We start from the raw sequence: 24,312 nt of genomic DNA on the forward strand, positions 1-24,312 counted from the left end.
TCGATATCCCGTCGTCCGCTCGGCGGTCCCGCCGGGGTCACCTGCCGTCGGTGCGGTGTGTCTAATCTGGTCCGATGCCCGGTAAACGACCCGCACCCGAGCCGCCCGAACCGCTGTCGCCGTTGATCGACGCGCACACCCACCTCGATGCGTGCGGCGCCGAGGACGCGGAATCGGTTGCCGCCATGGTGGATCGGGCCGCCGCCGTGGGTGTCGGCCGGGTGGTGACCATTGCCGACGACCTCGATGCCGCCCGCTTCGCCGTCGACGCCGCGCACTGGGATCCGCGCGTGTACGCGGCGGTCGCACTGCATCCGACCCGGGCGAATGCCCTGGACGACGCCGCCCGCGCCGAACTGGAGAAGCTGGCCGCCGACCCCCGCGTGGTCGCCGTCGGTGAGACCGGGCTCGACTACTACTGGCCCGGCAAACTCGACGGCTGCGCCGATATCGAGGATCAGGTCGAGGGTTTCCGCTGGCATATCGACCTCGCGAAGCGACTCGGCAAGCCGTTGATGATCCACAACCGCGAGGCCGATCACGACGTGCTGGCGGTCCTGCTGGACGAGGGCGCGCCGGAGACGGTGATCTTCCACTGCTTCTCCTCCGACGCCAATATGGCGCTGGCCTGCGTGGCCGAGGGGTATCTGCTCAGCTTCTCCGGGACGGTGAGTTTCCGGAACGCGCACGAACTGCGCGAGGCCGCGAAGCTGGTGCCGGACGAGCTGATCCTGGTGGAGACCGATGCGCCGTTCCTGACCCCGCACCCGTTCCGGGGCGCGCCGAACGAGCCGTACTGCCTGCCCTACACCGTGCGGGCCCTGGCCGAGCTGCGCGAACAGGATCCGGCGGCGCTGGCCGAGATCACCACCGCCAATGCGGAGCGGGTCTACCGGTTGCCGAGGCGCTGAGCCCGGCGCGTGCGGTGCGTCACATAAAACGCGACCGGAATGCGAGGTGTGCTCCAGTTCACTTACGATTGCGCGGTCGTGATATTTCCGGATCGTCGATATCGAATCGTGATGTGGAAATCCCCTGTTCCACGGCATGTAGTTGCCAGGGACTGACCCCCTCGTTATCGTATTGTGACCATGCCGGAGTTTCGGATATCCGCTCTCCAGCGGATCAACGCGTCGCGCTCGCCGCTGCTGTATGCGGCGATCGCCGCGATGCTGATCACCCTGATCATCGGGGCGAGTCTGGCGATCGTCAGCCGCAAGACCGTCACCCTGGTCGTTGACGGTCAGCGCACGACCGTCACGACCATGGCCGCCAGTGTGAAGGGTGTGCTCAAGGCCGGCGGCTACAAGCTGGCCGGTAAGGATTCGGTGTCGCCGTCCGGGGATGCCGACGTCACCAACGGCGCCACCATCACGCTCAACCGTGCCCGGCAGATCGCGCTGACCTTCGACGGCAAGACCAAACAGGTGTGGACCACCGCCTACACCGTCGCCGACGCGCTGACTCAACTGCAGCTGCCCGGCGACGTCTTCGTCTCGCCCTCGCGTCCCACCCCGCTGCCGCTGCAGGGCGCCGCGCTGGCCGTCACCAGCCCGCGCACCGTGCAGCTGTCTGACAACGGCGAACCGATGAGCTACGTGCGGCTGGCCGCACCGACGGTCGGGGAGCTTCTGCAGGTGCAGGGCGTGCCACTGACCGGCGAGGACACCGTGCAGCCCGCGGCCGTCACCCCGCTGCACGACGGTATGAAGATCACCGTCACCCGCAAGCACACCGAGAAGGTCACCGAACGCGAACCGCTCGACCCGACCGAGAACATCATCGAGGACACCGACCTCAACATGAGCCGGACCGTCGTCGAGAATCCCGGCAAGGCCGGGGTGCAGGACGTCACCTACGCGGTCTCGATCGTCAACGGCAGGGAAGAGTCGCGCGAGGCCGTCGGGCATACCGTCGTCGTGCCCGCCCAGCCCAAGACCGTCCGCAAGGGCGCCAAACCCGGCACCGAGGTGCCGCCGGTGCGCGACGGTGCGGTCTGGGACGCGCTGGCCAAATGCGAATCCGGCGGCAACTGGGCCATCAATACCGGCAACGGGTACTTCGGCGGCATCCAGTTCGACCAGAGCACCTGGTCCCGGCAGGGCGGTCTGAAGTACGCCGAGCGGCCGGATCTCGCCACCCGGGAGGAGCAGATCGCGATCGCCGAGGTGACGCGGGCCCGGCAGGGCTGGGGTGCCTGGCCCGCGTGCACGAGTCGCCTCGGGATCAGCTAGTCACATCAAGGCCCCGCCGTCGACGCGGATCTCCGAGCCGGTGATGTAGCGGCCGTCCTCGGAGGCGACCATGGCGACCACGCCCGCGACGTCGGCGGGTTCGCCCAGGGCGCCGCCGTTGAGCCAGCCGGTCAGCCGGGAGAAGAGGTTCCAGTCGGCATCCTCGGGAGTTTGCAGGTTGTTGGTGATGCCGCTGGTGATGCCGCCCGGGACGATGTTCACCGCGCGCAGGCCCTTCTGTGAATACTCCAGTGCGACCGCATGGGTCATCGCGTTCACGCCGCCCTTGGATGCGGCGTAGGCGGCCATGTACGGGTTCGCGCCGAGTGCGGCGGTGGAGGAGAAGTTCACGATCACCGGATGATCGGACTGCAGCAGGGTCGGGATGGCCGCCTGCATCATCAGGAAGGTGCCGGTGAGATTGATGCCGATCACCTGATTCCAGCTCTCGAACGCCATCTCGTGGGTATGCGCGGTGCGCATGATCCCGGCCGCGTTGACCAGTACGTCCAATCCGCCGAGATGATCGACGGCCGCGGCCACGGCGGGGCGCACCGATTCCGGATCGGCCACGTCGACGGTGACGGTATGGAGCCGATCGCGATCCGAACCCACCTCCGCCACAGTCTCTTTCAGCCCGGGCTCGGAGATGTCGGCGCCGACCACGTGCGCTCCCTCGGCGAGCATGCGCACCACGATGCCCCGCCCGATGCCCGAGCCCGCCCCGGTCACCACCACCCGTCGTCCCTCGTGCCTGCGCATCATTGCGGCCGTCCTCTCCTGCTGCGTCGCGCGCGGTGAGACCGGATGTGCCACCGCCTGTTCCGCGAGTACACCGAAACTAGAACGTGTATCAATTGACGTCAACGCTCCGCGACGCTCCGGCCTGGGGATTTCCGGACCGTGCGGTGTGTGCACCGTAAAATCAGCAGATCCCGACGATGTGAGGTGGCCCCATGCGGTTGTCGAAATGTTCGGCTCGGATCCGTCGGCCGCTCACGGCCGCGGCCCTGTTCACCGCACTGGCGGCCGCCTCGGTCGTCGCGGTGCCGCAGGCCGCGGCCGAGCCGGCCGGAACGACGATGTCGGTCACCGCGCAGCCGGACGGCTGGCACGGCATGACCGGAGGGGCGTTGCTCGACTATCGGACGACGACTTCGCAGGGGGCGCCCGCGCCGGCCAGTGGTGCGGTGTTCCTTCCGCCGGGTGAGCCGCCGGCGGGTGGCTGGCCGGTGGTCGCCTACGACCACGGCACGAGCGGACTCGGCATGGGCTGCAGCGGCATCTCGAATCCGGGTACCGCGCCCTATCCGTCCGGTCGCGCCAAGGAAGACCGCATTCTGCAGTACTTCCAGTCCAAGGGATTCGCGGTGGTCGCGCCCGACTATCTCGGACTGGGCGCGTTCGACACCGGGCCGCATCCGTATCTGGAGCGGCAGTCCGAGGCGACCGCCACCATCGATCTGCTGCGGGCGGCGCGGGCGACCTATCCGCAGTTGTCGCGCACGTGGATCGCCGTCGGTGCGTCGCAGGGAGGTCAGGCCGCGCTGGGCACGGGTCATCTCCAGCAGAGCTATGCGCCCGAGCTGGACTTCCGCGGGACCATCGCGGTCGACCCGGAATCGGATCTGGAACATGTGCTGCCCATCGCCGGGCCGTGGGTGCCGAATATCCCGCAGCTCGGCGACGGCAGTACCGCCTTCATCGCGGGGGTGCTGGTCGGGATGCGGGAGACCCGGCCGGATGTCGACGTCGACAGCTATCTGAGCCCGCGTGGGCGCCAACTGCTCGACAGCATCGGAACCCTGTGCCTGGACGGGATGGTCGAGCAGGTCAACGGCGCCTCCCTCGGGGATCTGCTGTCGCGACCGCTGGGCGATCCGCGGTTCACGGCCGCGCTCACCGACTATCTGGCCGTGCCCACGAGCGGCTACGACGCGCCGATTCTGTTGCTGCTCAACGCCACCGACCGCACCGTGCCGTCGCCGCTGCACGCCGCGCTGGCCGCCCAGCTGGCCGCGAACGGCGTGGATGCGCGGTCGGTGGTCGGCACCGGGCAGCATTGCGACCTGAATCCGCAGATGTGGGCGGCGATGGACGCGTTCGTCGCGCGCGTGCAGTCCACGCCGTACGCGCCCTGATACCTTGTCGGGCGTGTCCGAACCTGTGAGCGAAGCCCGTGGCCTGGCCGAACTGCTCGGCCCCGCCGAAGTGCGGGTGCTGGCGGAGCGGTTCGGCGTGCGCCCGACCAAGCAGCTCGGACAGAACTTCGTGCACGACGCGAACACCGTGCGGCGAATCGTCGCGACGGCGGGCGTCGGACGCGACGACGTGGTGCTCGAGGTCGGCCCCGGGCTCGGTTCGCTGACGCTGGCACTGCTCGACGTCGTGGACCGGGTGATCGCGGTGGAGCTGGATCCGGTTCTCGCGCAGCATCTTCCGGAAACCGTGTCCGACCGCGCTCCCGAGCTCGCCGGGCGGCTGACCGTGGTTCCCGGCGATGCGCTGCGCGTGTCGGCCACCGATATTCCGGGCGAGCCGACGGCACTGGTGGCGAACCTGCCCTACAACGTAGCGGTGCCCGTGCTGCTGCACCTGCTCGCCGAATTGCCCAGCCTCCGAACGGCTTTGGTGATGGTGCAGGCCGAGGTGGCCGACCGCCTCTCCGCCGAACCCGGCTCCCGCATCTACGGCGTCCCCAGCGTGAAGGCCGGTTTCTTCGGCGCCGTCCGCCGCGCGGGAGCCGTCGGCCGCCAGGTGTTCTGGCCCGTCCCACAGGTGGAGTCGGGACTGGTCCGCATCGAGCGATTCACCGAACCACCATGGTCGCTGGACACGGCCCACCGCGAGCGGGTCTTCGCCGTGGTAGACGCCGCATTCGCCCAGCGCCGCAAGACATTACGCGCCGCGCTCGCAGGCTGGGCCGGATCCCCCGCCGAAGCGGAACGCCGCTTGGTCGCCGCGGGAATCGCCCCCACTGCCCGCGGCGAAACGCTCGACACCGCGGCATTCGTCCACCTCGCCGAGCAGGGGTGAACCTGACGCGCGGCGGACGGTGGTTCGCCCCGAACTTTTCGTGCAAACTCGACGGAATCGGGGAAAATCCGCATAAATCGCGACTGTCGTTTCCGACGCTAGAACCTCAACTGCGATTCAGATCAAGGGGTCGTCCGGGCGCAGCGGGCGGTGATTCATAGCGGTGCGTCGGATCGTGCGCGGCTGCTCACATCCGTGTTGTAACCGCGCTCGTGCCGACGATAAGTCCGGCAGTACAGCGAGTCTCGGAAAGGGCGGATGTCATGGCCGGTCGTCATCGCGCGGTGAGTAAGCGCAGCACATTCCTACGCGGACTTCCGGTTGCCGTAGCACTTCCCGCGGCGGTGACCCTCGGCGAGGCGGGGACCGCGTCCGCGACGGCTGTCGGCGAGACCGCACCGGTGGTGGCGGCTCCCATCGCGAGTCCGCTCGAGAACGCCACATACATCGGCGCGACCGCGGGGCAGGTGGTGGGCGGTCTGACCGGAGCTGTTGTCGGCGGTACCGCCGGCGCCGCGCTCGCGAGTCCTACGGTGGTGGGCGCCCCGGTGGGTGCCGTCGCGGGTGGTGTGGTCGGCGCGGTCGCGGGGACTTTCGCCGGGTACTACGCCGGGGTCGCGGTGGGAACCATTGTGGCGGAACAGGCGCCGCAAATCGTGCCGAACATTCTGCCCTGATTCGGAAGCCGGCCACACGCGCGGCGAAACGTACTGGGCGCCTTGCCGGCTGGGCTGAACTATTCGTGCAAAGCTGCTCGAGTGCGTCCCACTCCGCCGATGCGATTCGTCGCTGGTCACATGCGACTCGGATCGTGGGGGCGGGAGTCCGCGGCCGGGACGCGGGCTTTCGAGTCCTGTGACCCGGGTAGCGGCGTATCGGTGGGCGGGGTGAACGGGATCGGCAGGGGAATCGGGGGAGTGGCGGGGCGGTGGCGCATGATCACCACCGAGTAGGCGCACAGGGTCGTCATCACGACGAATCCACCGCTGACCAGGATGTTCTTCCCTGTCGAATTGCCGCTGACGAACGGCGTGCCGATGGCGAGGAGGAGCGACCCCACCGCGCACATGCCCAGGCTCGCTCGGAAGGCCTGCTGTCTGAGGTCGTCGAGGGCGCGAGCGAGAAACATCGCGGCGATGCTGACGAACCAGATCACCAAACCGATCCCGAACAGGATGCTCATGTGGTCCCTGCCTTGTCCTCGTGCGCGGCGTCGGGTGTCCGGTCGACGCGGCGGCGCATTCATCTCTTCGGACAAAAAGTATGGCGGACCGGCGCGGGAACGCCGAATGTCGGCGTCCGATCGGACGCCGACATTCGGCGGATTCGTTCAGCGGAAGCGCCGCAGGCGCAGGCTGTTGCTCACCACGAACACACTCGACAGTGCCATGGCCGCACCCGCGAGCATCGGGTTGAGCAGTCCGGCGGCGGCCAGCGGGATCGCCGCCACGTTGTAGCCGAAGGCCCAGAACAGATTGCCCTTGATGGTGCGCAGGGTGGCCCGGGAGAGCCGGATGGCCGTGCCCACGGTCCGCAGATCGCCGCGGACCAGGGTGATGTCGCCGGCCTCGATCGCCACGTCGGTGCCGGTGCCCATCGCCAGACCCAGGTCGGCCTGGGCGAGGGCGGCCGCGTCGTTGACACCGTCGCCGACCATCGCGACGACCTTGCCCTGATCCTGTAGGCGCTTCACCACGTCGAGCTTGTCGGCGGGCAGCACCTCGGCGATCACCTCGTCGATGCCGACCTGGTCCGCGACCGTGCGGGCGGTGGCGGCATTGTCACCGGTCAACAGCACCGGGGTCAGTCCGAGCGACCGCATATCCGCGATGGCTTCGGCGCTCGAGGCCTTGATCGCATCGGCGATGACCAGCACGCCGCGCGCCTGCCCGTCCCACGCCACCACGATCGCGGTGCGCCCGGCGGATTCGGCCTCGGACTTGGCCTGCGCCAACGACTCCGGCAGCGTGATCGACCAGTCCGCGAGCAGTTCGGTGCGGCCGATCACGACCGCGCGCTCACCGACCAGGCCCTGCACGCCCTTACCGCCGTGGCTCACGAACTGCTGCACCGGCTCCTCGGCCAGACCCTGCTCGGCGGCGCCGCGCACCACGGCCCGGGCCACCGGATGTTCGGATCCATGTTCCACCGCCGCGGCCACGGCCAGCAGCTCGTCGCGATCCTGACCTTCGGCGGGGATCACCTCGGTCAGCGACATGGTGCCGGTGGTGACGGTGCCGGTCTTGTCCAGCACGACGGTGTCGATGCGTCGCGTCGATTCCAGCACCTGCGGACCCTTGATCAGGATGCCGAGTTGCGCGCCCCGGCCGGTGCCGACGAGCAGTGCGGTGGGCGTGGCCAGGCCGAGCGCGCACGGGCAGGCGATGATCAGCACCGCGACCGCCGCACCGAAGGCCACCGCCACCGCGGCGCCGCTGCCGAGCCAGAAGCCCAGCGTCACAACCGAAATCGCGATCACGATCGGGACGAACACCCCGGCGACCCGGTCGGCGAGCCGCTGCACGGGCGCTTTGCCGTTCTGCGCGTCCTCTACCAGTGCGGCCATCTGGGCCAGCTGGGTGTCGGCGCCGATGCGGGTGGCCCGCACGGTCAGCACACCGCCGGCGTTGACGGTCGCGCCGATCACGGGATCGCCCGGACCGACCTCGACCGGCACCGATTCGCCGGTCAGCATGCTCATGTCGACCGCCGAATTGCCGTCGGTGACCACGCCGTCGGTGGCGACCTTCTCACCCGGACGCACCAGGAACAGATCGCCGACCCGCAACTCCGACACCGGGATTCGATGTTCGGCGCCGTCGCGCAGCACCGCCACATCCTTGGCGCCGAGTTCCAGCAGCGCCCGCAACGCCGAACCGGCGCGTTCCTTGGCCCGGGTCTCGAAATACCGCCCGGCCAGGATGAACACGATCACACCGGCCGCGACCTCGAAGTAGATATTCGACGCCGAGGCGGAGCGTTCGACCGCGAAACTGAAGCCGTGCTTCATTCCCGGCATTCCGGCATCGCCGAAGAACAGCGCGTACACCGACCACGAGTAGGCCGCCAGGGTGCCCAGCGAGATGAGGGTGTCCATGGTGGCGGTGGCATGCCGCGCGTTGATCCAGGCGGCGCGATGGAACGCCGCGCCGCCCCAGAACACGACCGGCGTGGCCAGCGTCAGCGAAAGCCATTGCCAATTCCGGAATTGCAGTGCCGGAATCATCGCCAGCGCGATGACCGGAAGCGCCAGGGCGAGACTGACCAGCAGTCGATTCCGCAGCTGCCGCAGCGGTGAATCGGCCGAAACCTCCTCGGCCGCAGCCGTTTCCGCGGGCCGGGTGTCGTGGACGGTGGCGGTGTAGCCGGTGTCGACGACACGTTCGATGAGCTGATCCGGCGTCACCGTTTCCGGGAAGCTGACCTTCGCCTTCTCGGTGGCGTAGTTGACCGTGGCCGTGACACCCTCGATCCGGTTCAGCTTCTTCTCGATGCGTGCGGCGCAGGAGGCGCAGGTCATCCCACCGATATCCAGCTCGACGGAGCGCTCTGTCGTGGGCGCGCTCATTGGTGACCTCCTCCGTGCTGTCCGTTGTGCTCGTTGTCGTGTTGCCCGCTCTGCTGTCCGGCTACCGCCTCGGCCGTGAATTCCGCCGTGTGCACCGCGCCGTCGTGGGCGAAGTCCAGGTAGAGCCGGAAGGCGCCGGCGCTGGGCGCTTGGGCGTGGAAGGCGACCCGCGGCCCGGCGGGAGTCGAGCCGGCCTCTCCTTCGGGATGAACATGAAGGTAGGACAGATCGTTCGCGCGCAGTGCGACCAGATGCCCGTAGGCACCCAGATAGGGTTGCAGATCGGTGACCGGCCGTCCGTCGCGGGTGACGGTGAATCCCACCTCACCGCCGCCGGTCGACAGATCGCCGTCCATGCGGACCTGGTAGCCGTCGACGGCCGTGGTGCGGGATACGGGCGGCAGCGGCCGATCGGCGGTCGCGCCGGCCACGGTGACGGTGCGGCTGAGCACCAGTTCATCCGGTGCGGTGGCGGGCCGGGAATCGGCGAAGATGCGGTAGGTGCCCGGCTGGGCCCACTGCCAATCGATCGACCAGGTACCGGTGTCGTCGCGGACCGGGTGCACGTGCCGATATTCGGTGGCATCGGAGCGGACCACGATCAGATGCAGGTCTCGCTCGTGCAGATCGGTGTACCGGGTGACCGGTGCGCCGTCGGGGCCGGTGATGCGGAATCGGAGGGTGCCGGGGGTTCGAGGTTCGGTAGGTGCGGCCACGTCGGAGAGGGTGTAACCCTCCTGAGTGGCCTGGAGTCCGGTGCCGTGCCCGGGGGCCGGCTCGGCCGGATCGCCCACCAGGGCGCCGATGCCGAGCGCGGCCCCGAACAACACGACCAGTGCGCCGCCGAAGGCGGCGAACTTCAGTCTGTCGTTCATTCAGCTCGCCACCTGATATCCCGCCTCGTCGACGGCGGCGACGACCTCGGCGTCCGTCAGCGGTGCGGCGGATTCGACCTGGACGCGGCCGGAGGCGAGGTCTACGTCGACACTGGTGACACCGTCGATCTTGCCGATCTCCTTCTGCACCGACGCCACGCAGTGGCCGCAGGTCATCCCGGTGACGGTGTAGGTGCTGGTAGCCATGATCGCTTCCTTCGCTCGCTCTTATACGGTGCGGGGGTATCCCGCGACATGTCTGAACATACCCCCCATGGGTACCTGATGCAAGGGTGCGGGCGAGGAAATTCGGCCGCGGTGATGCGCATCTCCGCCGAAATCTGTCCGCCCTGGTAGCGAGCCTGTCATCGGCCGCTGGTCCGGCGCCGCCGGTCTGCGGCAGCCGCCCGGCATCGGCGAGTTCCCAGCCGCGGGAGCCCGCGTCGCGCGGCAAACCGACCGTTTGCCGCGCGGACGGATAACCTAGCCCCGTGCTGTCTGTAGTACCCAGTTCCGTGGTTGTGCGCGCCCCCTCCAAGGTGAACCTTCATCTAGGGGTCGATGACCTGCGTAGCGACGGATACCACGAACTGACCACGGTCTTCCAGGCACTGTCGCTCGCCGACGACGTGCGGATCGCCCCGGCCGGATCGCTGGCCGTGAGCGTGCACGGGGAGGGTGCCGCGCAGGTGCCGACCGATCGCACGAACCTGGTGTGGCAGGCGGCGGTCCGGCTCGGACATCTGGCGGGCCGCGCTCCGCTGGTGGAGATCGAGATCGAGAAGGGTATTCCGGTGGCCGGGGGAATGGCCGGCGGCAGTGCGGACGCCGCCGCGACGCTGGTCGGACTCAACGAGTTGTGGAGTCTGGAGATGTCGCGCGACGAATTGGCCGATGTCGCGGCCGAACTCGGCAGCGATGTGCCCTTCGCCCTGCACGGCGGCACCGCACTGGGGCGCGGCCGTGGCGAGAAACTGCTTCCGGTGTTGTCGCGCAACACCTTTCATTGGGTGCTGGCGCTGGCGAAGGAGGGGTTGTCGACGCCGAAGGTGTTCGGCGAACTGGACCGGCTGCGCGAGAACGGCGAACCGCCGCGCCTCGGCGATCCGCAGGAACTGTTGCAGGCTTTGGCCTCCGGCGACGCCACCCAACTCGCGCCCTTGCTCGGCAACGATCTGCAAGCCGCCGCCCTGTCGCTGAATCCGGCCCTGCGCCGCACCCTGCGGGCCGGCGTCGAGGCGGGCGCCCTCGCCGGAATCGTCTCCGGTTCGGGGCCCACCTGCGCCTTCCTGTGCGGTAGCGAAGCCGATGCCGTGGCGGTATCGGCCGAACTGTCCGGTGCGGGTGTGTGCCGCAGCGTCCGCGTCGCGACCGGGCCGGTACCGGGTGCGCGGGTGTTGGCCGACGGGCGTCACTGAGTTCGCCTCTGTCCGGTCGGCACGCGTGCGTGTTGCCCGCCCGGCCTTGTCGACGTGCCGGCGTTCAGCCGAGAGCGTCGGCGAGGCGGTCGACCTGTTCCGGGTCTCGTCCGTAGCAGTAGAAGATCACTTCGTCGGCGCCGAGATCGGCGAATTGCTTTGTGACCGTGCGGATCTGGTCCGGTGTGGTGAGCATGCCCTCGACCATGAACTCGGCGCGGCCGCTGAATTCGTAGTAGGCGGCCATGGCCGAGCGTGCCTCGTCGATCACCGTGTCCGAGCCGAGTGCGGCGTTGACCTGCGCGACGATGCGAGGTTCGCCCGGGCGATCGTATTCGCGCCAGAAGCGGTGCACGGTATCGAACAGGCCCGGCGCCCACGAGGGTGCGGCGGCGGCGAGGAAGCCACCGCCCCAGCGCGCGACGCGTTCCAGGGCGGCGGTCTGGAACCCGCCGAACAGCAACTCGGGGCCGCCGGGGGTCTGCGGTCGCGGGCCGATCGCGGCGCAGCTCTCGCTGTACGGTTCACCGGACCAGAGCTTGCGCATCGTCGCGACCTGCTGGTCCAAACGCCTTCCGCGCGTACGCAATTCGGTGCCGGACGCTTCATGGTCGTCGGCGCGGCCGCCGACACCGAGACCCAGTGTGAACCGGCCGCCCGAGAGCCGGTCGAGGGTGGCGGTTTGTTTCGCGAGCAGCGCGGTCTCGCGCAGCGGCGCGATGAGCACTTCGGTCTGCAATCGGATCCGCTGCGTCGCGCCGGCCAGAAGGGCCAGTGTCACAAGGGGTTCCGGATTGTCGTAGACCAGCCGGTCGAGCAGTCCGAGGGTGGAGAACGGGCCCGATTCGGCCCGCTCGGCCCATTCGACGAGTGATGGTGGATCGGCGATCGGCAGCCCGATCCCGACCTTGACGCCGTGGGCCGCGCGCATCGCGTCCGGCAGCCCGGAATTGCTGGGTGCGCGGTCGTGCGATGTCGAAGCGGACGACGAGGCGATGGGAGATGACGAGTCGGTCATGAGAATCCTTCGAATGTGGGGTCGACAAATCAGCGCCGCCCACTCCGCGCCTCATCAGGCGGGGCTCCCACACTACGGCCAAACTTCTGGAGAACCCATCTGGATTGCAAGCAGACTACCTATGCCTCAACCTTTTTCGCAACCGCGAGCCCTGTCGGGCCACGCGGTACCGCTGCGGTTCGGTCCGCCGCGATCCGGCGTCTCCCGCGAGCTCCCTGGAACCCACCACCGGCGGTCGCCGTCAGGGCGGCGTATTCGGGGAGTGCGGGCTCCGGCCCGGTTCACCCGCGCCGGAAGGGCGCATCCTCGTGCCGTAATGTTCACGGGTGAAGCCGACGGGCGTGGTCCCGCCGCTGCGGAAGCGCAGCCGGCGCGCGCGACGCGGCCGGACCTGCGCCGAGCTCGTGGCACACCCGAAGGCCCGCCATACTCGGAGAGGACTGACCCCTTGGCGAATCTGATCAATCTGGAGCAGGTCGACAAGAGCTTCGGAATCACCCCGCTGCTGGACTCGGTGTCCCTCGGCGTACAGGAGGGTGAGCGGATCGGGGTCGTCGGTCTCAACGGCGGGGGTAAGACCACACTGCTCGAGGTGCTGACCGGGCTCGAACAGCCCGACAGCGGGCGGGTGAGCCGCATCAACGGCCTGCGCATGGCGGTGGTGACCCAGCGCGGTGTGCTGCCGGAAGGGGCCACGGTCGGGGAGGTGGTACTGGCCGGGCTCGCCGAAGACGCGCGCACCGACGGTGTCGCCGAACACGAGTGGGCCGCCAACCCGCGCATCCGCAGCGTGCTCGACGGTATCGGCATCGCGGACCTGGGAATGGACGCCTCGGTCGCGAATCTGTCCGGTGGCGAGCGCCGCCGCGTCGCGCTGGCCGCCGCTCTGGTGCGCGAACTGGATCTGCTGGTGCTCGACGAGCCCACCAACCACCTCGACGTCGAGGGCGTGCAGTGGCTGGCCGAACATCTGCTCGCGCGCCGCAGCGCGCTCGTGGTGGTCACCCACGACCGCTGGTTCCTCGACACCGTCGCCACTCGCACCTGGGAAGTGGTCGGCGGCAAGGTGGAAAGCTACGAGGGCGGCTACAACGACTGGATCTTCGCCCGCGCCGAACGGGCCCGCCAAGCCGATGCCACCGAGGCGCGCCGGCGCAACCTGGCCCGCAAGGAATTGGCGTGGCTGCGTCGCGGCCCGCAGGCCCGCACCTCGAAGCCCCGCTACCGGGTCGAGGCCGCCGAGGCGCTGATCGCCGATGTGCCGCCGCCGCGTGACACCGTGCAGCTGGCCTCCTTCGCGCGGAAACGCCTGGGCCGCGTCGTGATCGAACTCGAGGACGCCACGCTCACCACTCCCGACGGCCGCGAATTGGTGCGCGATCTGACCTGGCGGTTGGCGCCGGGGGAGCGTGTCGGCTTGGTGGGCGTGAACGGGTCGGGCAAGACCACCCTGTTGCGCGCTCTCGCCGGTGACGCGGAACCGGCCGCAGGTAAGCGAATTCAGGGCCAGACCGTCCGGATCGGCTGGTTGCGGCAGGAACTCGACGATCTGCCCACGAATATGCGGGTGCTGGAAGCGGTGGCCGAGGTCGCCGAGCGAACGATGCTGGGAGACAAGGAGATCAGCGCCGGGCAGCTCGCCGAGCGGCTCGGGTTCACACCGGCCAAACAGCGCACTCCGGTCGGTGACCTGTCCGGCGGTGAGCGCCGCCGTCTGCAGCTGACCCGCATCCTGATGGGTGAGCCGAACGTGCTGCTGCTCGACGAGCCCACCAACGACCTCGATATCGACACCCTGCAGCAACTCGAGGATCTGCTCGACGGCTGGCCCGGCACTCTGGTCGTGATCTCCCACGACCGGTATCTGATCGAGCGCATCAGTGATTCCACCTGGGCCCTGTTCGGCGACGGCAAACTCACCAACCTGCCCGGCGGCATCGAGGAATATCTGCGTCGTCGCGCAGCGCTCGCCGACACTTCGCGGCGTCCCTCCGGAACCTCGGCTCAGCCCGAGACATCTGCTCCCGCAACGGATTCGGCTGCCTATCGCGCCGCACGCAAGGAGTTCGGCCGGTTGGAGCGGACGCTGGAGAAACTCACCGAGCGGGAGGAACGCCTGCACACCGCGCTGGCCGAAGCCGCCACCGATCCGGAGAAGCTGGTGAGCCTCGGCGCGGAACTGAAGCAGGTGCAGGCCGAGAAGGAATCGACCGAGATGCGCTGGCTCGAACTCGCCGAAGAGGTCGGCTGAGCGTAGGTCCGGGGGCGGGCTCTCAGAGGGCGTGGCCCAGGGGCGGCACCGGCAGGCACGCACACGTGAAATCCGTGCCGAACGAGGTGAGCGCGATGCTGCGGTAGGCGACCTTGGTGCCGAATCCGCGCTTGAGCAACCGCCGCACCTCCGGCTGCGATTCCAGCAGCTGATAGCGGACCGGATTGTCCAGCTGATCGCCCTCGACGGTGATGAGTCCGAGGCGGCGCAGATTCGTCAGGTAGGTGATCGCGCGGTCGGCGAAGCGCAGTGCCGCGGTCTCGCCGATCAGCGACATGCCGACCTCGATGCGCTGGGTGCCCGAACTCAGCGGCCGCCCGGTGCGGATGTCGAGCGCCGGCTGCGGCCCGTCGAGGTAGAGGAAGCGCAGGATCCGGGCCTCGTCGGGCGCCAGTTCGGCGAGGATGCGCGCGAAGGCCGGATGGTCGCTGTCCTCGCAGTGCACATCGGCCGAGCGGCGCAGCAGTTCGGCGCCGCGATCGCGCAGGCTCGGCGCCGTCGGGGCGGGGGCGCCGCCGGAGGTGGCGTCGATGCCGAGTGCGCGCCGCAACGAGTCGCGAACCTGCTCGCCGGCCTCGGAGAGCACATGCCGCGGCGGCTGCCCGGACATGCTGCCGCGCACCACCGTGGCCGTCACGCCGACCGCGGTGCCCAGGCTCCAGGCCGCGGCCTCGGTGACGGCGGACAGTGCCACTCGCACCACACCGGTCGTGGTGCGGACGGGACCGGCCCAGCCGGGGCGGGCATCCTCGGGCAGCATCAATTCGGCCGACCGGCGTGCGACGAGGTCGGTGGTGCGGGCGTCCGGTTCCGGGAGGACCGTCTCGATCTCGGTCGTACCGGTGCCGGCCGCCGCGTCGCCGGACTCGGCGACCACCTCGGCGTACTCGATCGAAAACTCGGCGCCGTCACCGGTTTCCGGTGCGGATCCGCTCACAGCCATACGTTCGCTACTTCCGTTCCGAAGATCAGAAGATGAGCGTAACCGGCGATGAGCCCCAGCACACCGCCATGGACGAACAAAAGCCACTCGTCCTGTTTGATCGCCGCGCGCAACATGTCGACGAAGTCCGGCGGCTTCAGCGCCGCCATCTGCTTGGCGATGTAGCGACTGACCTGCTTGCTCTGCTGGGCGTTGAAGCCCGGATCGGCGAAGGCCGCCGGCGCCAGCGACTTGGCCTCGTCGGCGAAACGGGTCTGCAAGGTGGCGTAGTCGCGGCTGCCGATCATGAATTTGAATGCCCCGCGCATCGGACCCAGCGCGCGGTCGGTGGCCGGGCGGAGAGTGTCCTCGAGGACCTGCATGGTGCGGTCGGAGCGGGGGCCGTTGAGCAGTTCGTCACCGACGTTGGCGATGGTGATGATCTGGGTGGCCACCAATTCGGCGTAACCCTCGGTGATTTCGGGCTGCCGCTTGATCAGCAAACCCTGCCGCCACGGGCACCACCACTTCGGATAGGCGGGTTCGAAGATCATATTGAGCCCGATCCAGTTGACCACCCACCCGATGATCACCCCGCCGATCGGCAGCACCACCAGCGGCGACCAATGCGTCAGATGCAACACGCCGACAAGTACGACACCCATCGGCGCGCCGAAATAGAAGCCGAAGTTCTGCATGAACCGCAACTCCTTGGCGCCCAGCACCTGGAATACCGTGTTGAGCAGCTGCGGCCGTGATTGGAAATAGCGAATCACCATCTGTTTGACATCGAGCAGTTGTTCGATGTTGGACCCGAGTTCGTCGGTCAGTTCCTTGAGGATCTCGGGCAGTTGTTCACGGACCCGCTCGTGCACCAGCTCCCGTACCTGTACGGGCAGGTTGTACCAGAGCTGCGGATGTTCGCGCTGGGCGATATCCTCCACGATCTCGCGGATCTGCGACTGCGCCATATCGGTCAGATGCGCCGCCAGTTCGTCGGGCTCGAGTTCGCGATAGAAGTCGGCGACGCTACCGAGTTTCGAGAGCCCTTTGTCGACAGCGATAGAGGCCATCTTGTCCGCGCGCGAGGGCACGATTCCCTGCCAGCCCATGCGCCCGTCGTACTGCAGCAACGGCAGCACCTGAATGCGCTTGGGAAGATAGGGGAACAACCATTTCAGACCCGGTACCCGAAACCCGTGAAAGCGTAGCGGCTTGAACAGCATCAGGATGCCGGTCCAGTTGGTGATATAGCCGATGACACCCGTGAAGAGGGGGATCGTGATCAGTTCCAGCAAAATCGTCGGGTGAAAACCCAGCAAACTATCCAGCACGACACCCTCCTGCCGACCCCTTACCGGTGACCGCCGTCACACCGGCACTACAACGTACCCCGTCGGCCAGGCGAACCTTACTGTGAATTCCGGAAACGGGTCCAATTCGGGTTGGAAAGCTGGTACGCGGTAGCGTATGGCGGAGACTTCGATCACATCGCGTGATCGGAATGTCGCACCGGACAGCGGCAGCCGCAAGAATGACCGGAACCACATTCATGCCGCTATCGCTGGGCGGGTGTCGGCGCTCATGGCCGAGAGCCGCCGAACATGGCCGGTGGCCGTCGGGGTGCGGTAAGAATATGTGAGCGGACTCGTTCACCTGGCGATATTCGGAGAATGACGTGACAGACGACAGGACCGGACAGGATGTGGTCCGACCCGGTTCCCGCGCTGTGGAACGCAGCTCGGACGTGGAGAAGCGGCAGATCAGCAACGAAGCCCGCATGATCCGCGGTGTTTTCCGGGCTGCCGGCCTGGCTGCCGGGACCGCGGTCCGCGGCGGCCAATGGGCTGTCGGCACCGGCCTCGAGGTCACCAAGCAGATCGCCCAGGCCGCGCTCGACGGTGAATCCTCCACCGAGATCGCCGAACGCACCGGAGCCGCACTGCAGTCCGTCGCCCGCAGTGTCCTCGGCGTCACCGAGGGCTCGGTGCGCGAGATCGTCAGCTACGTCCCCACCAACGGCCAGGCGCCCGGCCCGTCGGCCGGCGGGCTGGTCCGCTCGTCGACCCTGGTCGATCTGCGCCGCCGTGGCGACAATCTGCTCGCGCGCTCGGCCGACGTGTACTTCACCGAGGAAGTGCACCCGGCCTACGACCGCATCCTCGATCAACTGTCCTCGGACGAGGCGCGGATTCTGCGGTTCATGGCCATCAACGGGCCGCAGCCCTCGGTCGACGTGCGCACCAACCGGCCGCTGGGGATCGGTTCCGAGCTGGTCGCCGGAGATCTGACCTCGGTTCCGGAGCAGGCCGGCGTGCGGTATCCGGACCGGTCGCGGCTGTATCTGATCAATCTGAACCGGCTCGGTCTGCTGACCACCTCCGACGATCCGGTGGTGCTGAGCCGTTATATGGTGCTCGAGGTACAGCCGATCGTCGAATCGGCGCTCAAGCAGGCCGGCCGGGTGCCCAAGATCGTGCGAAAGAGCTTGCGCCTCACCGAATTCGGCGAGGACTTCTGCAAAACCTGCTTCACCATCAACGGGTCCTGAACCGCTACCGCCGGTCAACGGTGTGTAGCGATCCGATACCTATTTTCCGATCTGCGCAGATTCGCCGGATCCGGTGGGATTGTTGAGGGTATGGATTCCGATGCCGTCTCCGCGATCAGCCGGCTGAAGTTCCGGTACCTGAGAGCCCTCGACACCAAATCGTGGGAAGACTTCGCCGACACGATGATCCCGGAGGCGACGGCGACCTACAGCGAGTACCTGCAGTTCGAGTCGCGTGATGCGTTCCTGGCATTCATGCGCAACACCCTCGGGCCCCACGTCATCACCGAACATCGGTGCGACCACCCCGAGATCGATATCGATGGCGATGCGGCGACCGGCACCTGGTACCTGGCCGACACCGTGCTCATCCCCGGTCACAACATGCTGCTGCGCGGGGCGGCGTTCTACAACGACCGGTATGTCCGCTGCGACGACGGCCATTGGCGCATCGCCCACACCGGCTACGAGCGGACCTACGAGGTGGTGCTGTCGCTGTCGGACCTGCCGAGTCTGCGCCTGACCGCCAGCCGGTGGGGCGTGATCACCGGGGAGCCGGGTTCGGTGCCCGATATCCCGGCCGTGGTGTCGAATATCGAGGACACTCCGGGCGGGCCGGCCGAGGAAGAACCGGACGAGGCGATCGGGTAACAGTCCCCGGCCGACCCGTCAGGTGGTGACGCTCCGCTGCCGCCTCCGGTCGACCCGTCAGTCCGCGGTCGCGACGAGCGGTTCCAGCGTCAGTTCCGGCATTTCCTTCTCGATGTACTGCAGCCGCCACTTGTCGCTGAACAGAGCCAGGATGACGCCGTCGCTGCGGGTGAAGACCTCGACTCCGCGCTGGCGGTCCAGCTCCGCCGACGAGGCGGCGTCGGTACGCCGGGCCAGCTGATAGGGCAGGAAGTCCAGCTGCGTTTCGACGTTGAATTCGGCCTGCATGCGGGCGGTGACCACCTCGAACTGCATCGGGCCGACCGCCGCGAGGACGGGGGAGGCGTCGCCGCGCAGGTCGTTGCGCAGCACCTGGACCACGCCCTCGGAGTCGAGTTGATCGATGGCCTTGCGGAACTGCTTGTACTTGCCCGCGCTGCGCGCGCGCAGGGTGGCGAAATGTTCCGGCGCGAAGGACGGAATCGGCGGGAACTCCACCTTCTTGTCCACGAACAGGGTGTGGCCGGGAGCGAGTGCGGTCGCGTTGACCAGACCGACCACATCGCCCGGATAGGCGGTGTCGACGGTGGCGCGCTCGCGGCCGAAGACGGTGAGCGCGTATTTGGTCGCGAACGGGCGTCCGGTCTGAGCGTGCGTGACGACCATCCCGCGTTCGAATTCCCCGGAGACGATGCGCATGAACGCCAGCCGGTCGCGATGCGCGGCGTCCATACCCGCCTGCACCTTGAACACGACCGCGCTGAACGGGTCGGCCGGTTCCCGCGGGGAGCCGTCGACGTCGGCGCGGGAACCGGGCGGCGGGGCCAGCGCCACCAGCGTGTCGAGCAGTTGCCGCACGCCGAAGTTCAGCATCGCCGAGGCGTAGATGACCGGCGAGGTCTGCCCGGCGAGGAACAGTTCCTGATCGTGGTCCTGGCCGGTGGCCGAGAGCAGTTCGCTCTCCTCGGCCGCGGTCTCCCACGGCTCGCCTTCGCGGGCGGCGGCCTGGTCGGGCGTGTACGACTCCTCCGGCGCGATGGTCGCGCCACCCGCGGTCCGGGTGAAGTGGATGTATTCGGTGGCGGCACCCTCGGGACCGCGGCGCAGCAGCCCACGGAAATCACCCGCGATGCCGACCGGCAGGAACAGCGGCGTGGGGGTCAGGCCGATGCGCTCGCTGATCTCGTCGAGCAGTTCCAGCGGCGCCCGTCCGGGACGGTCCCACTTGTTGATCACGGTGATCACCGGGATGCCGCGGTGGCGGCACACCTGGAACAGTTTGAGCGTCTGCGGCTCCAGGCCCTTGGCGGCGTCGATGAGCATGACCGCGGCGTCGACGGCCGTCAGCACCCGGTAGGTGTCCTCGGAGAAATCGGAGTGGCCGGGCGTGTCGACCAGATTGATCACGCACTCGCCGTATTCGAACTGCAGCGCCGTCGAGCTGACGGAAATACCGCGCGCCTTCTCCATTTCCATCCAGTCGGAAACGGTGGATTTCCGGCCGGATTTCCCGTGAATGGCGCCGGCCTCGGAAATCATCTTCGCGTGCAGGGCCAGGGCCTCGGTCAGCGTCGATTTACCCGCGTCCGGGTGCGAGATCACCGCGAAGGTGCGCCGCCGTTCCGCCTCCTGCGCCACCCGCCCGGATGTGGTCGTGCTGGCTGAGGGGGAATTCACCGATCGGCTCCTCTTCACGGGACAGGGCAAAGCATCAGAATACGTGAACGACACCGCCCGGCCCGCGCCGGGCAGGGGAAAGCCGCCGGTCAAGGCGGGTGTGCCGGGGCGCGAGCTCAGTCGGACAGGTGCCGGGCGACGGTCCGCAGTACGAGCCGCTCCAGGTCGATGCCCGGCGCGATGAGTTCCACGCTCCGGTTCGCCACGAGCGTGGCGACTCCGTGCAAATTCGTCCACAGTCCGAAGGCCCGTTCCTCGGCGCGATCGGGCACACAACCGGCGACCAGATCCGCCCACGCCCGGTAGATGGGAATCGTCTTGCGGCGCAGGTTCTCTCCGGAGCCCTGCAGCAGATCGTGCCGGAACATGAGCGTGAACATCTCCGGCCGCCGTGCCGCGAAGTCGATGTATTCACCGGCCATGCGGTCGATCCGCACCCGCGGGATCTCGCTCTCGTGTGCCGCGAAACGCTCACTCAGATCGGCGAATCCGTGTACCGCGACGGCGGCCAGCAGTGCGTTGTGGGTCGGGAAGTACCGCCGCGGCGCGCCGTGCGAAACCCCCGCCTCCCGCGCGATAGCCCGCAGTCCGAGCTGCGCGGCTCCGACCTCCTCCAGCAAGCCCACACCCGCACTCACCAGCCGTTCCCGCACCGGTTCGTCCACACCCATGCCGCATATTGTCGCGTGCGGTGCCGCGGTGGTCGCCCTCACCGAGCGTGACGGCATAGACATTGTGTGCGTAGACATTGTCTACTACGCTTGCGTAGACAGTGTCTACGATCCGGCCACGGAGGGTGTATGTGGTATTGGCTTTTGAAGTTCGTCCTGCTCGGACCGGTACTGCGGATCCTGGGGCGGCCGAAAGTCGAAGGGCTGCATCACGTTCCGAAGGACGGTCCGGTGATCATCGCGGCGAATCACCTGGCCGCGATCGACTCCCTCTATCTGGCGCTCGTGCTGCCGAGGCGGATCACCTTTCTCGCCAAGAGTCAGTATTTCGACGAGCCGGGATGGCGCGGGCGGATCAATCGCTGGGTGATGACGGCGACCGGGCAGGTGCGCGTCGATCGCTCCGGTGGTTCCGCCTCGGCGGATGCGCTCGCCGCGGCGGTCGGAATTCTGGAGTCGGGCGGGGTGTGGGGTATTCACCCGGAAGGGACCCGGTCGCCGGACGGCCGGGTCTATCGCGGCCGCACCGGGGTGATCCGGGTGGCGATGCAGACCGGCGCACCGGTCGTGCCGGTGGCGCTGAGCGGCACCGATCGGGTGAATCGGCGTGGGCGGCGGCTGCTGCGTTTCGGCAAGGTTCGCATCGTCTTCGGTGCGCCTCGCACCTTCCTGCCGGTGGATCGGGACGCGGTCCGCACCGCGACCGACGACCTCATGGTGGAGTTGGCGATGCGTTCGGGCCGCCGCTACGTGGATTGCTACGCGGCGCACTTCCGCGCCGAATCCGCCTGAACCGGGCCCGGAGCCGAGGGGGTGGGAGTTTGCCCGTCCGGTGTGCATTACCGCATCGGGGTGCTGCGCGGAAGCGATTTCCGCTACATGCTATTGTTCTCAGGTTGTCTCGGCGAGGGTGTCGCACCCAGTGCACACCGTGATCGACGCGGCTCGGCTTCCGGCCGTTGTCGTGCGGTCATCGCCCGACGAGCAGACCCTTTCGCCAGGGCCGTCCGAATTCAGGACAGTACCTGGCCAGCACACCGTCCGCCCCGGAAAGCCGTAGGAGAGTATTTCAGTCATGTCCGACGTCAGCGTTCTCGCAGCTCAGACCCGCACCGAATTCGGCAAGGGCGCCGCGCGCCGCACCCGTCGCGACGGCAATGTTCCCGCCGTCCTGTACGGCCACGGCGAGGCGCCCAAGCACCTGGCCGTCAACGCCCAGGCCTTCGCCGCGATCCTGCGTGAGCACGGCACCAACGCCGTGCTGGAGCTGGAGATCGACGGCAAGAAGCAGGTCGCGATGACCAAGTCGGTGGTCGTGCACCCCATCCGCCGCTACATCGAGCACGCCGACCTGCTGATCGTCAAGCGTGGCGAGAAGGTCGTCGTCGACGTGCCGGTCGCGCTGACCGGCGATGCCGCAGCGGGCACCCTGGTCACCCAGGAGACCACCGTGCTGTCGGTCGAGGCCGAGGCCATGAAGCTGCCCGAGTCCATCGAGATCTCGATCGAGGGCGTCGAGGCCGGCACCCAGATCACCGCCGGTGAGATCGAGCTGCCGAAGGGCACCACCCTGGCCGGTGACCCGGAACAGCTGATCGTCAACATCATCGTCGCTCCGTCCGCCGAGGCCGTCGAGGGCGAGGCTGAAGGCGAGGCCGAGGGCGAGGCCGAGAGCGCCGAATAATTCGGTCGTTCAACGGATTTCGATGACGGAATCTACTGCCCCCGCGCTCGTGGTGGGGCTGGGTAATCCCGGGCCCGAATACGAGCGCACCAGGCACAATGCCGGTTTCCTGGTCGCCGATGTGCTCGCCGAGCGCATCGGCGGCCGGTTCACCGTGCACAAGAAGTCGGGCGCCGACCTGGTCGAGGCCCGGCTCGACGGGCGCAAGGTGCTGCTGGCCAAGCCGCGTACCTATATGAACCTGTCCGGCCGCCCGGTCGCGGCGGTGGCACGGTTCTTCTCGGTCCCGCCCACCGAGGTCATCGTCGTGCACGACGAACTGGATCTGCCGTTCGGCAGCATCCGGCTCAAACGCGGCGGCGGTGAAGGTGGTCACAACGGGCTGCGTTCGATCTCGAATGCCCTGTCCACCAAGGACTATCTGCGGGTGCGGTTCGGTGTGGGCCGCCCGCCCGGCCGGCAGGATCCGGCCGATTTCGTGCTCAAACCGTTCTCCGCGCCCGAACGCAAAGAGGTTCCGGTGCTGGTCGAACAGACCGCCGACGCGGTGGAGTTGCTGCTGCGCGTGGGTCTGGAAACCGCCCAGAACCAACTGCACTGAGCGATCCTCTGCGAAGATCGGTGGCCGTGCAGGACTACACGACGATTTTCGATCGGTATCGGGGCACGCTGCTGGGCGGGGCGGTCGGTGATGCCCTGGGCTGGCCGATCGAATTCCTGAAACTGGAACAGATCCGGGACCGGTTCGGTCCCGACGGGCTCACCGGATTCGCGCCGGCGGCAGACGAATCCGCGCCCAGGCAGATCACCGACGACACCCAGATGACGTTGTTCACCGCCGAGGGGCTGTTGCGGTGTGCGCCGGGGGCGGATCCGGTGCCTGTCCTGCGGCGCGCCTATCTGCGCTGGCTGCGGACGCAACGCGAACACGCGCCCGACCCGCGTCCCGACGGCTGGCTGGCGAGTCTGCCCTATCTGTACGCGGTGCGCGCACCGGGCAACGCGTGTATGCGCGGGCTGAACCGGCAGGCGCAGAGTTATCGCGAACCACATCCCTTCGGCGTCCCGGGTCCGGTGAACGAGGATTCCAAGGGATGCGGCACGGTCATGCGGTCCGCGCCGTTCGGATTGGCCGCCCTCGGACCCGAGGCCGCCTTCCAGGCGTCGGCGCGGTGTGCCCAGCTCACCCACGGCCATCCCACCGGATATCTGGCCGCCGGGGCGTTCGCGGCCCTGATCGACCGGCTCGTGAACGGCGCCGATCTGCGAACGGCGGTGCAGGACACCACGAGTCAGGTCGAGGTGGTGGCCGGTGGCGCGGAAACCGCCGCCGCCCTGCGCAAGGCCGTGGCCACCGCCGACGCGGGCGCCGGAACCTCGGAGGGCGTGGAACAGGTGGGTGCGGGCTGGGTGGCCGAGGAATGTCTGGCCGTCGGGGTCTACTGCGCGCTCGATGCCGAGCGGACCGGGGATGTGCGCCGCGCATTCCTGTTGTCGGTCAACCACTCCGGTGATTCCGATTCCACCGGTGCGGTGGCCGGCAATATCCTCGGCGCCCGCCACGGCCTCGACGCGCTGCCGCTGGATTGGTGCGGTGCGGTCGAGGGCCGCGACGATCTGGCCCGCGTCGCCGACGATCTGGTCGCCGCTTTCGTGTACCGCGACCGGAACCCCCTCGGCGACCGCTATCCGGTGGACGCGCCGGAAGATCGGGTACCGCAGTAACTCTCGTGCC

Annotated in this window: 23 protein-coding genes; 13 read left to right on the forward strand and 10 right to left on the reverse strand. The window is 68.2% G+C overall.

The genetic code is table 11. The features are described 5' to 3' along the window. Nucleotides 1–74 precede the first annotated feature (74 nt). Nucleotides 75–911, forward strand: coding sequence for a TatD family hydrolase (locus tag NK1_RS00910; protein WP_036505201.1), 837 nt, complete (start codon nt 75–77; stop codon nt 909–911). 195 nt (nt 912–1,106) lie between these two features. Continuing rightward, nucleotides 1,107–2,234 (forward strand): resuscitation-promoting factor, encoded by a 1,128-nt coding sequence (locus tag NK1_RS00915; protein ID WP_063006798.1) that lies wholly within the window; start codon nt 1,107–1,109, stop codon nt 2,232–2,234. Here NK1_RS00915 and NK1_RS00920 read toward each other — a convergent pair whose 3' ends face one another. Then, nucleotides 2,235–2,996, reverse strand: coding sequence for an SDR family NAD(P)-dependent oxidoreductase (locus NK1_RS00920; RefSeq protein WP_036505254.1), 762 nt, complete (start codon nt 2,994–2,996; stop codon nt 2,235–2,237). A 194-nt stretch (nt 2,997–3,190) separates the two neighbouring features. Between NK1_RS00920 and NK1_RS00925 the strand changes: the two genes are divergently transcribed. From NK1_RS00925 to NK1_RS00935, 3 genes are all read left to right on the forward strand, one after another. Next, the gene (locus tag NK1_RS00925; protein WP_063006715.1) at nt 3,191–4,375 is read left to right on the forward strand and encodes an alpha/beta fold hydrolase; all 1,185 of its coding nucleotides are present in this window, start codon (nt 3,191–3,193) and stop codon (nt 4,373–4,375) included. Between the two features lie 13 nt (nt 4,376–4,388). Then, a complete protein-coding gene (gene rsmA, locus NK1_RS00930) occupies nt 4,389–5,270 on the forward strand; it encodes a 16S rRNA (adenine(1518)-N(6)/adenine(1519)-N(6))-dimethyltransferase RsmA (protein WP_063006716.1) in 882 nt (293 codons plus the stop codon). A gap of 263 nt (nt 5,271–5,533) precedes the next feature. Then, a complete protein-coding gene (locus tag NK1_RS00935; protein ID WP_157104023.1) occupies nt 5,534–5,947 on the forward strand; it encodes a hypothetical protein in 414 nt (137 codons plus the stop codon). Nucleotides 5,948–6,063: 116 nt separating this feature from the next. On the opposite strand, the gene NK1_RS00940 is transcribed toward NK1_RS00935, so the two are convergent. The 4 genes from NK1_RS00940 to NK1_RS00955 form a co-directional block, all read right to left on the reverse strand. After that, nucleotides 6,064–6,453, reverse strand: a complete 390-nt coding sequence (locus NK1_RS00940; protein ID WP_063006717.1) for a hypothetical protein — start codon at nt 6,451–6,453, stop codon at nt 6,064–6,066. Between the two features lie 147 nt (nt 6,454–6,600). Continuing rightward, nucleotides 6,601–8,838, reverse strand: coding sequence for a heavy metal translocating P-type ATPase (locus NK1_RS00945; protein ID WP_063006718.1), 2,238 nt, complete (start codon nt 8,836–8,838; stop codon nt 6,601–6,603). Continuing rightward, nucleotides 8,835–9,713, reverse strand: coding sequence for a DUF8832 domain-containing protein (locus NK1_RS00950; RefSeq protein WP_063006719.1), 879 nt, complete (start codon nt 9,711–9,713; stop codon nt 8,835–8,837). The genes NK1_RS00945 and NK1_RS00950 overlap by 4 nt, the downstream gene beginning before the upstream one ends. Next, on the reverse strand, nt 9,714–9,920 hold the full coding sequence (locus tag NK1_RS00955; RefSeq protein ID WP_030515214.1) for a heavy-metal-associated domain-containing protein: 207 nt from the start codon (nt 9,918–9,920) through the stop codon (nt 9,714–9,716). A 284-nt stretch (nt 9,921–10,204) separates the two neighbouring features. On the opposite strand from NK1_RS00955, the gene NK1_RS00960 reads away from it, so the two are divergent. Then, entirely contained in the window at nt 10,205–11,131 is a 927-nt protein-coding gene (locus NK1_RS00960; RefSeq protein ID WP_063006720.1) for a 4-(cytidine 5'-diphospho)-2-C-methyl-D-erythritol kinase, read from the forward strand. 64 nt (nt 11,132–11,195) lie between these two features. Here NK1_RS00960 and NK1_RS00965 read toward each other — a convergent pair whose 3' ends face one another. Further along, the gene (locus tag NK1_RS00965) at nt 11,196–12,149 is read right to left on the reverse strand and encodes an LLM class flavin-dependent oxidoreductase (RefSeq protein WP_245660294.1); all 954 of its coding nucleotides are present in this window, start codon (nt 12,147–12,149) and stop codon (nt 11,196–11,198) included. Nucleotides 12,150–12,597: 448 nt separating this feature from the next. On the opposite strand from NK1_RS00965, the gene NK1_RS00970 reads away from it, so the two are divergent. Continuing rightward, the gene (locus NK1_RS00970) at nt 12,598–14,400 is read left to right on the forward strand and encodes an ABC-F family ATP-binding cassette domain-containing protein (RefSeq protein WP_063006721.1); all 1,803 of its coding nucleotides are present in this window, start codon (nt 12,598–12,600) and stop codon (nt 14,398–14,400) included. Nucleotides 14,401–14,422: 22 nt separating this feature from the next. Here NK1_RS00970 and NK1_RS00975 read toward each other — a convergent pair whose 3' ends face one another. Continuing rightward, complete coding sequence (locus tag NK1_RS00975; RefSeq protein ID WP_245660295.1) at nt 14,423–15,358, reverse strand: Abi-alpha family protein; 936 nt, start codon at nt 15,356–15,358, stop codon at nt 14,423–14,425. Then, complete coding sequence (locus NK1_RS00980) at nt 15,355–16,677, reverse strand: DUF445 domain-containing protein (protein ID WP_084460475.1); 1,323 nt, start codon at nt 16,675–16,677, stop codon at nt 15,355–15,357. Before NK1_RS00980 ends, NK1_RS00975 begins: the two co-directional genes overlap by 4 nt. 344 nt (nt 16,678–17,021) lie before the next feature. Here NK1_RS00980 and NK1_RS35510 point away from each other — a divergent pair, with 344 nt between their 5' ends. Further along, nucleotides 17,022–17,894, forward strand: coding sequence for a DUF4393 domain-containing protein (locus NK1_RS35510; RefSeq protein WP_062995501.1), 873 nt, complete (start codon nt 17,022–17,024; stop codon nt 17,892–17,894). A 90-nt stretch (nt 17,895–17,984) separates the two neighbouring features. After that, nucleotides 17,985–18,545 carry a nuclear transport factor 2 family protein gene (locus NK1_RS00990; RefSeq protein WP_063006722.1) on the forward strand — a complete coding sequence of 187 codons (561 nt, stop codon included), beginning with the start codon at nt 17,985–17,987 and terminating at the stop codon, nt 18,543–18,545. Nucleotides 18,546–18,602: 57 nt separating this feature from the next. On the opposite strand, the gene NK1_RS00995 is transcribed toward NK1_RS00990, so the two are convergent. Beyond that, the gene (locus NK1_RS00995) at nt 18,603–20,222 is read right to left on the reverse strand and encodes a peptide chain release factor 3 (protein WP_036505182.1); all 1,620 of its coding nucleotides are present in this window, start codon (nt 20,220–20,222) and stop codon (nt 18,603–18,605) included. 116 nt (nt 20,223–20,338) lie between these two features. After that, nucleotides 20,339–20,893, reverse strand: a complete 555-nt coding sequence (locus NK1_RS01000; RefSeq protein WP_063006723.1) for a TetR/AcrR family transcriptional regulator — start codon at nt 20,891–20,893, stop codon at nt 20,339–20,341. Nucleotides 20,894–21,022: 129 nt separating this feature from the next. Between NK1_RS01000 and NK1_RS01005 the strand changes: the two genes are divergently transcribed. The 4 genes from NK1_RS01005 to NK1_RS01020 all read left to right on the forward strand — a co-directional run bounded on the left by NK1_RS01005 (nt 21,023) and on the right by NK1_RS01020 (nt 24,302). Beyond that, entirely contained in the window at nt 21,023–21,685 is a 663-nt protein-coding gene (locus NK1_RS01005) for a lysophospholipid acyltransferase family protein (RefSeq protein ID WP_063006724.1), read from the forward strand. Between the two features lie 283 nt (nt 21,686–21,968). Further along, a complete protein-coding gene (locus tag NK1_RS01010) occupies nt 21,969–22,577 on the forward strand; it encodes a 50S ribosomal protein L25/general stress protein Ctc (protein ID WP_063006725.1) in 609 nt (202 codons plus the stop codon). A 22-nt stretch (nt 22,578–22,599) separates the two neighbouring features. Continuing rightward, entirely contained in the window at nt 22,600–23,178 is a 579-nt protein-coding gene (gene pth / locus NK1_RS01015; RefSeq protein WP_063006726.1) for an aminoacyl-tRNA hydrolase, read from the forward strand. A gap of 26 nt (nt 23,179–23,204) precedes the next feature. Then, nucleotides 23,205–24,302, forward strand: coding sequence for an ADP-ribosylglycohydrolase family protein (locus tag NK1_RS01020; protein WP_063006727.1), 1,098 nt, complete (start codon nt 23,205–23,207; stop codon nt 24,300–24,302). The last annotated feature ends 10 nt before the right edge of the window (nt 24,303–24,312 follow it).

The organism is Nocardia kruczakiae NBRC 101016, assembly GCF_001612965.1.
Taxonomy (GTDB): domain Bacteria; phylum Actinomycetota; class Actinomycetes; order Mycobacteriales; family Mycobacteriaceae; genus Nocardia; species Nocardia kruczakiae.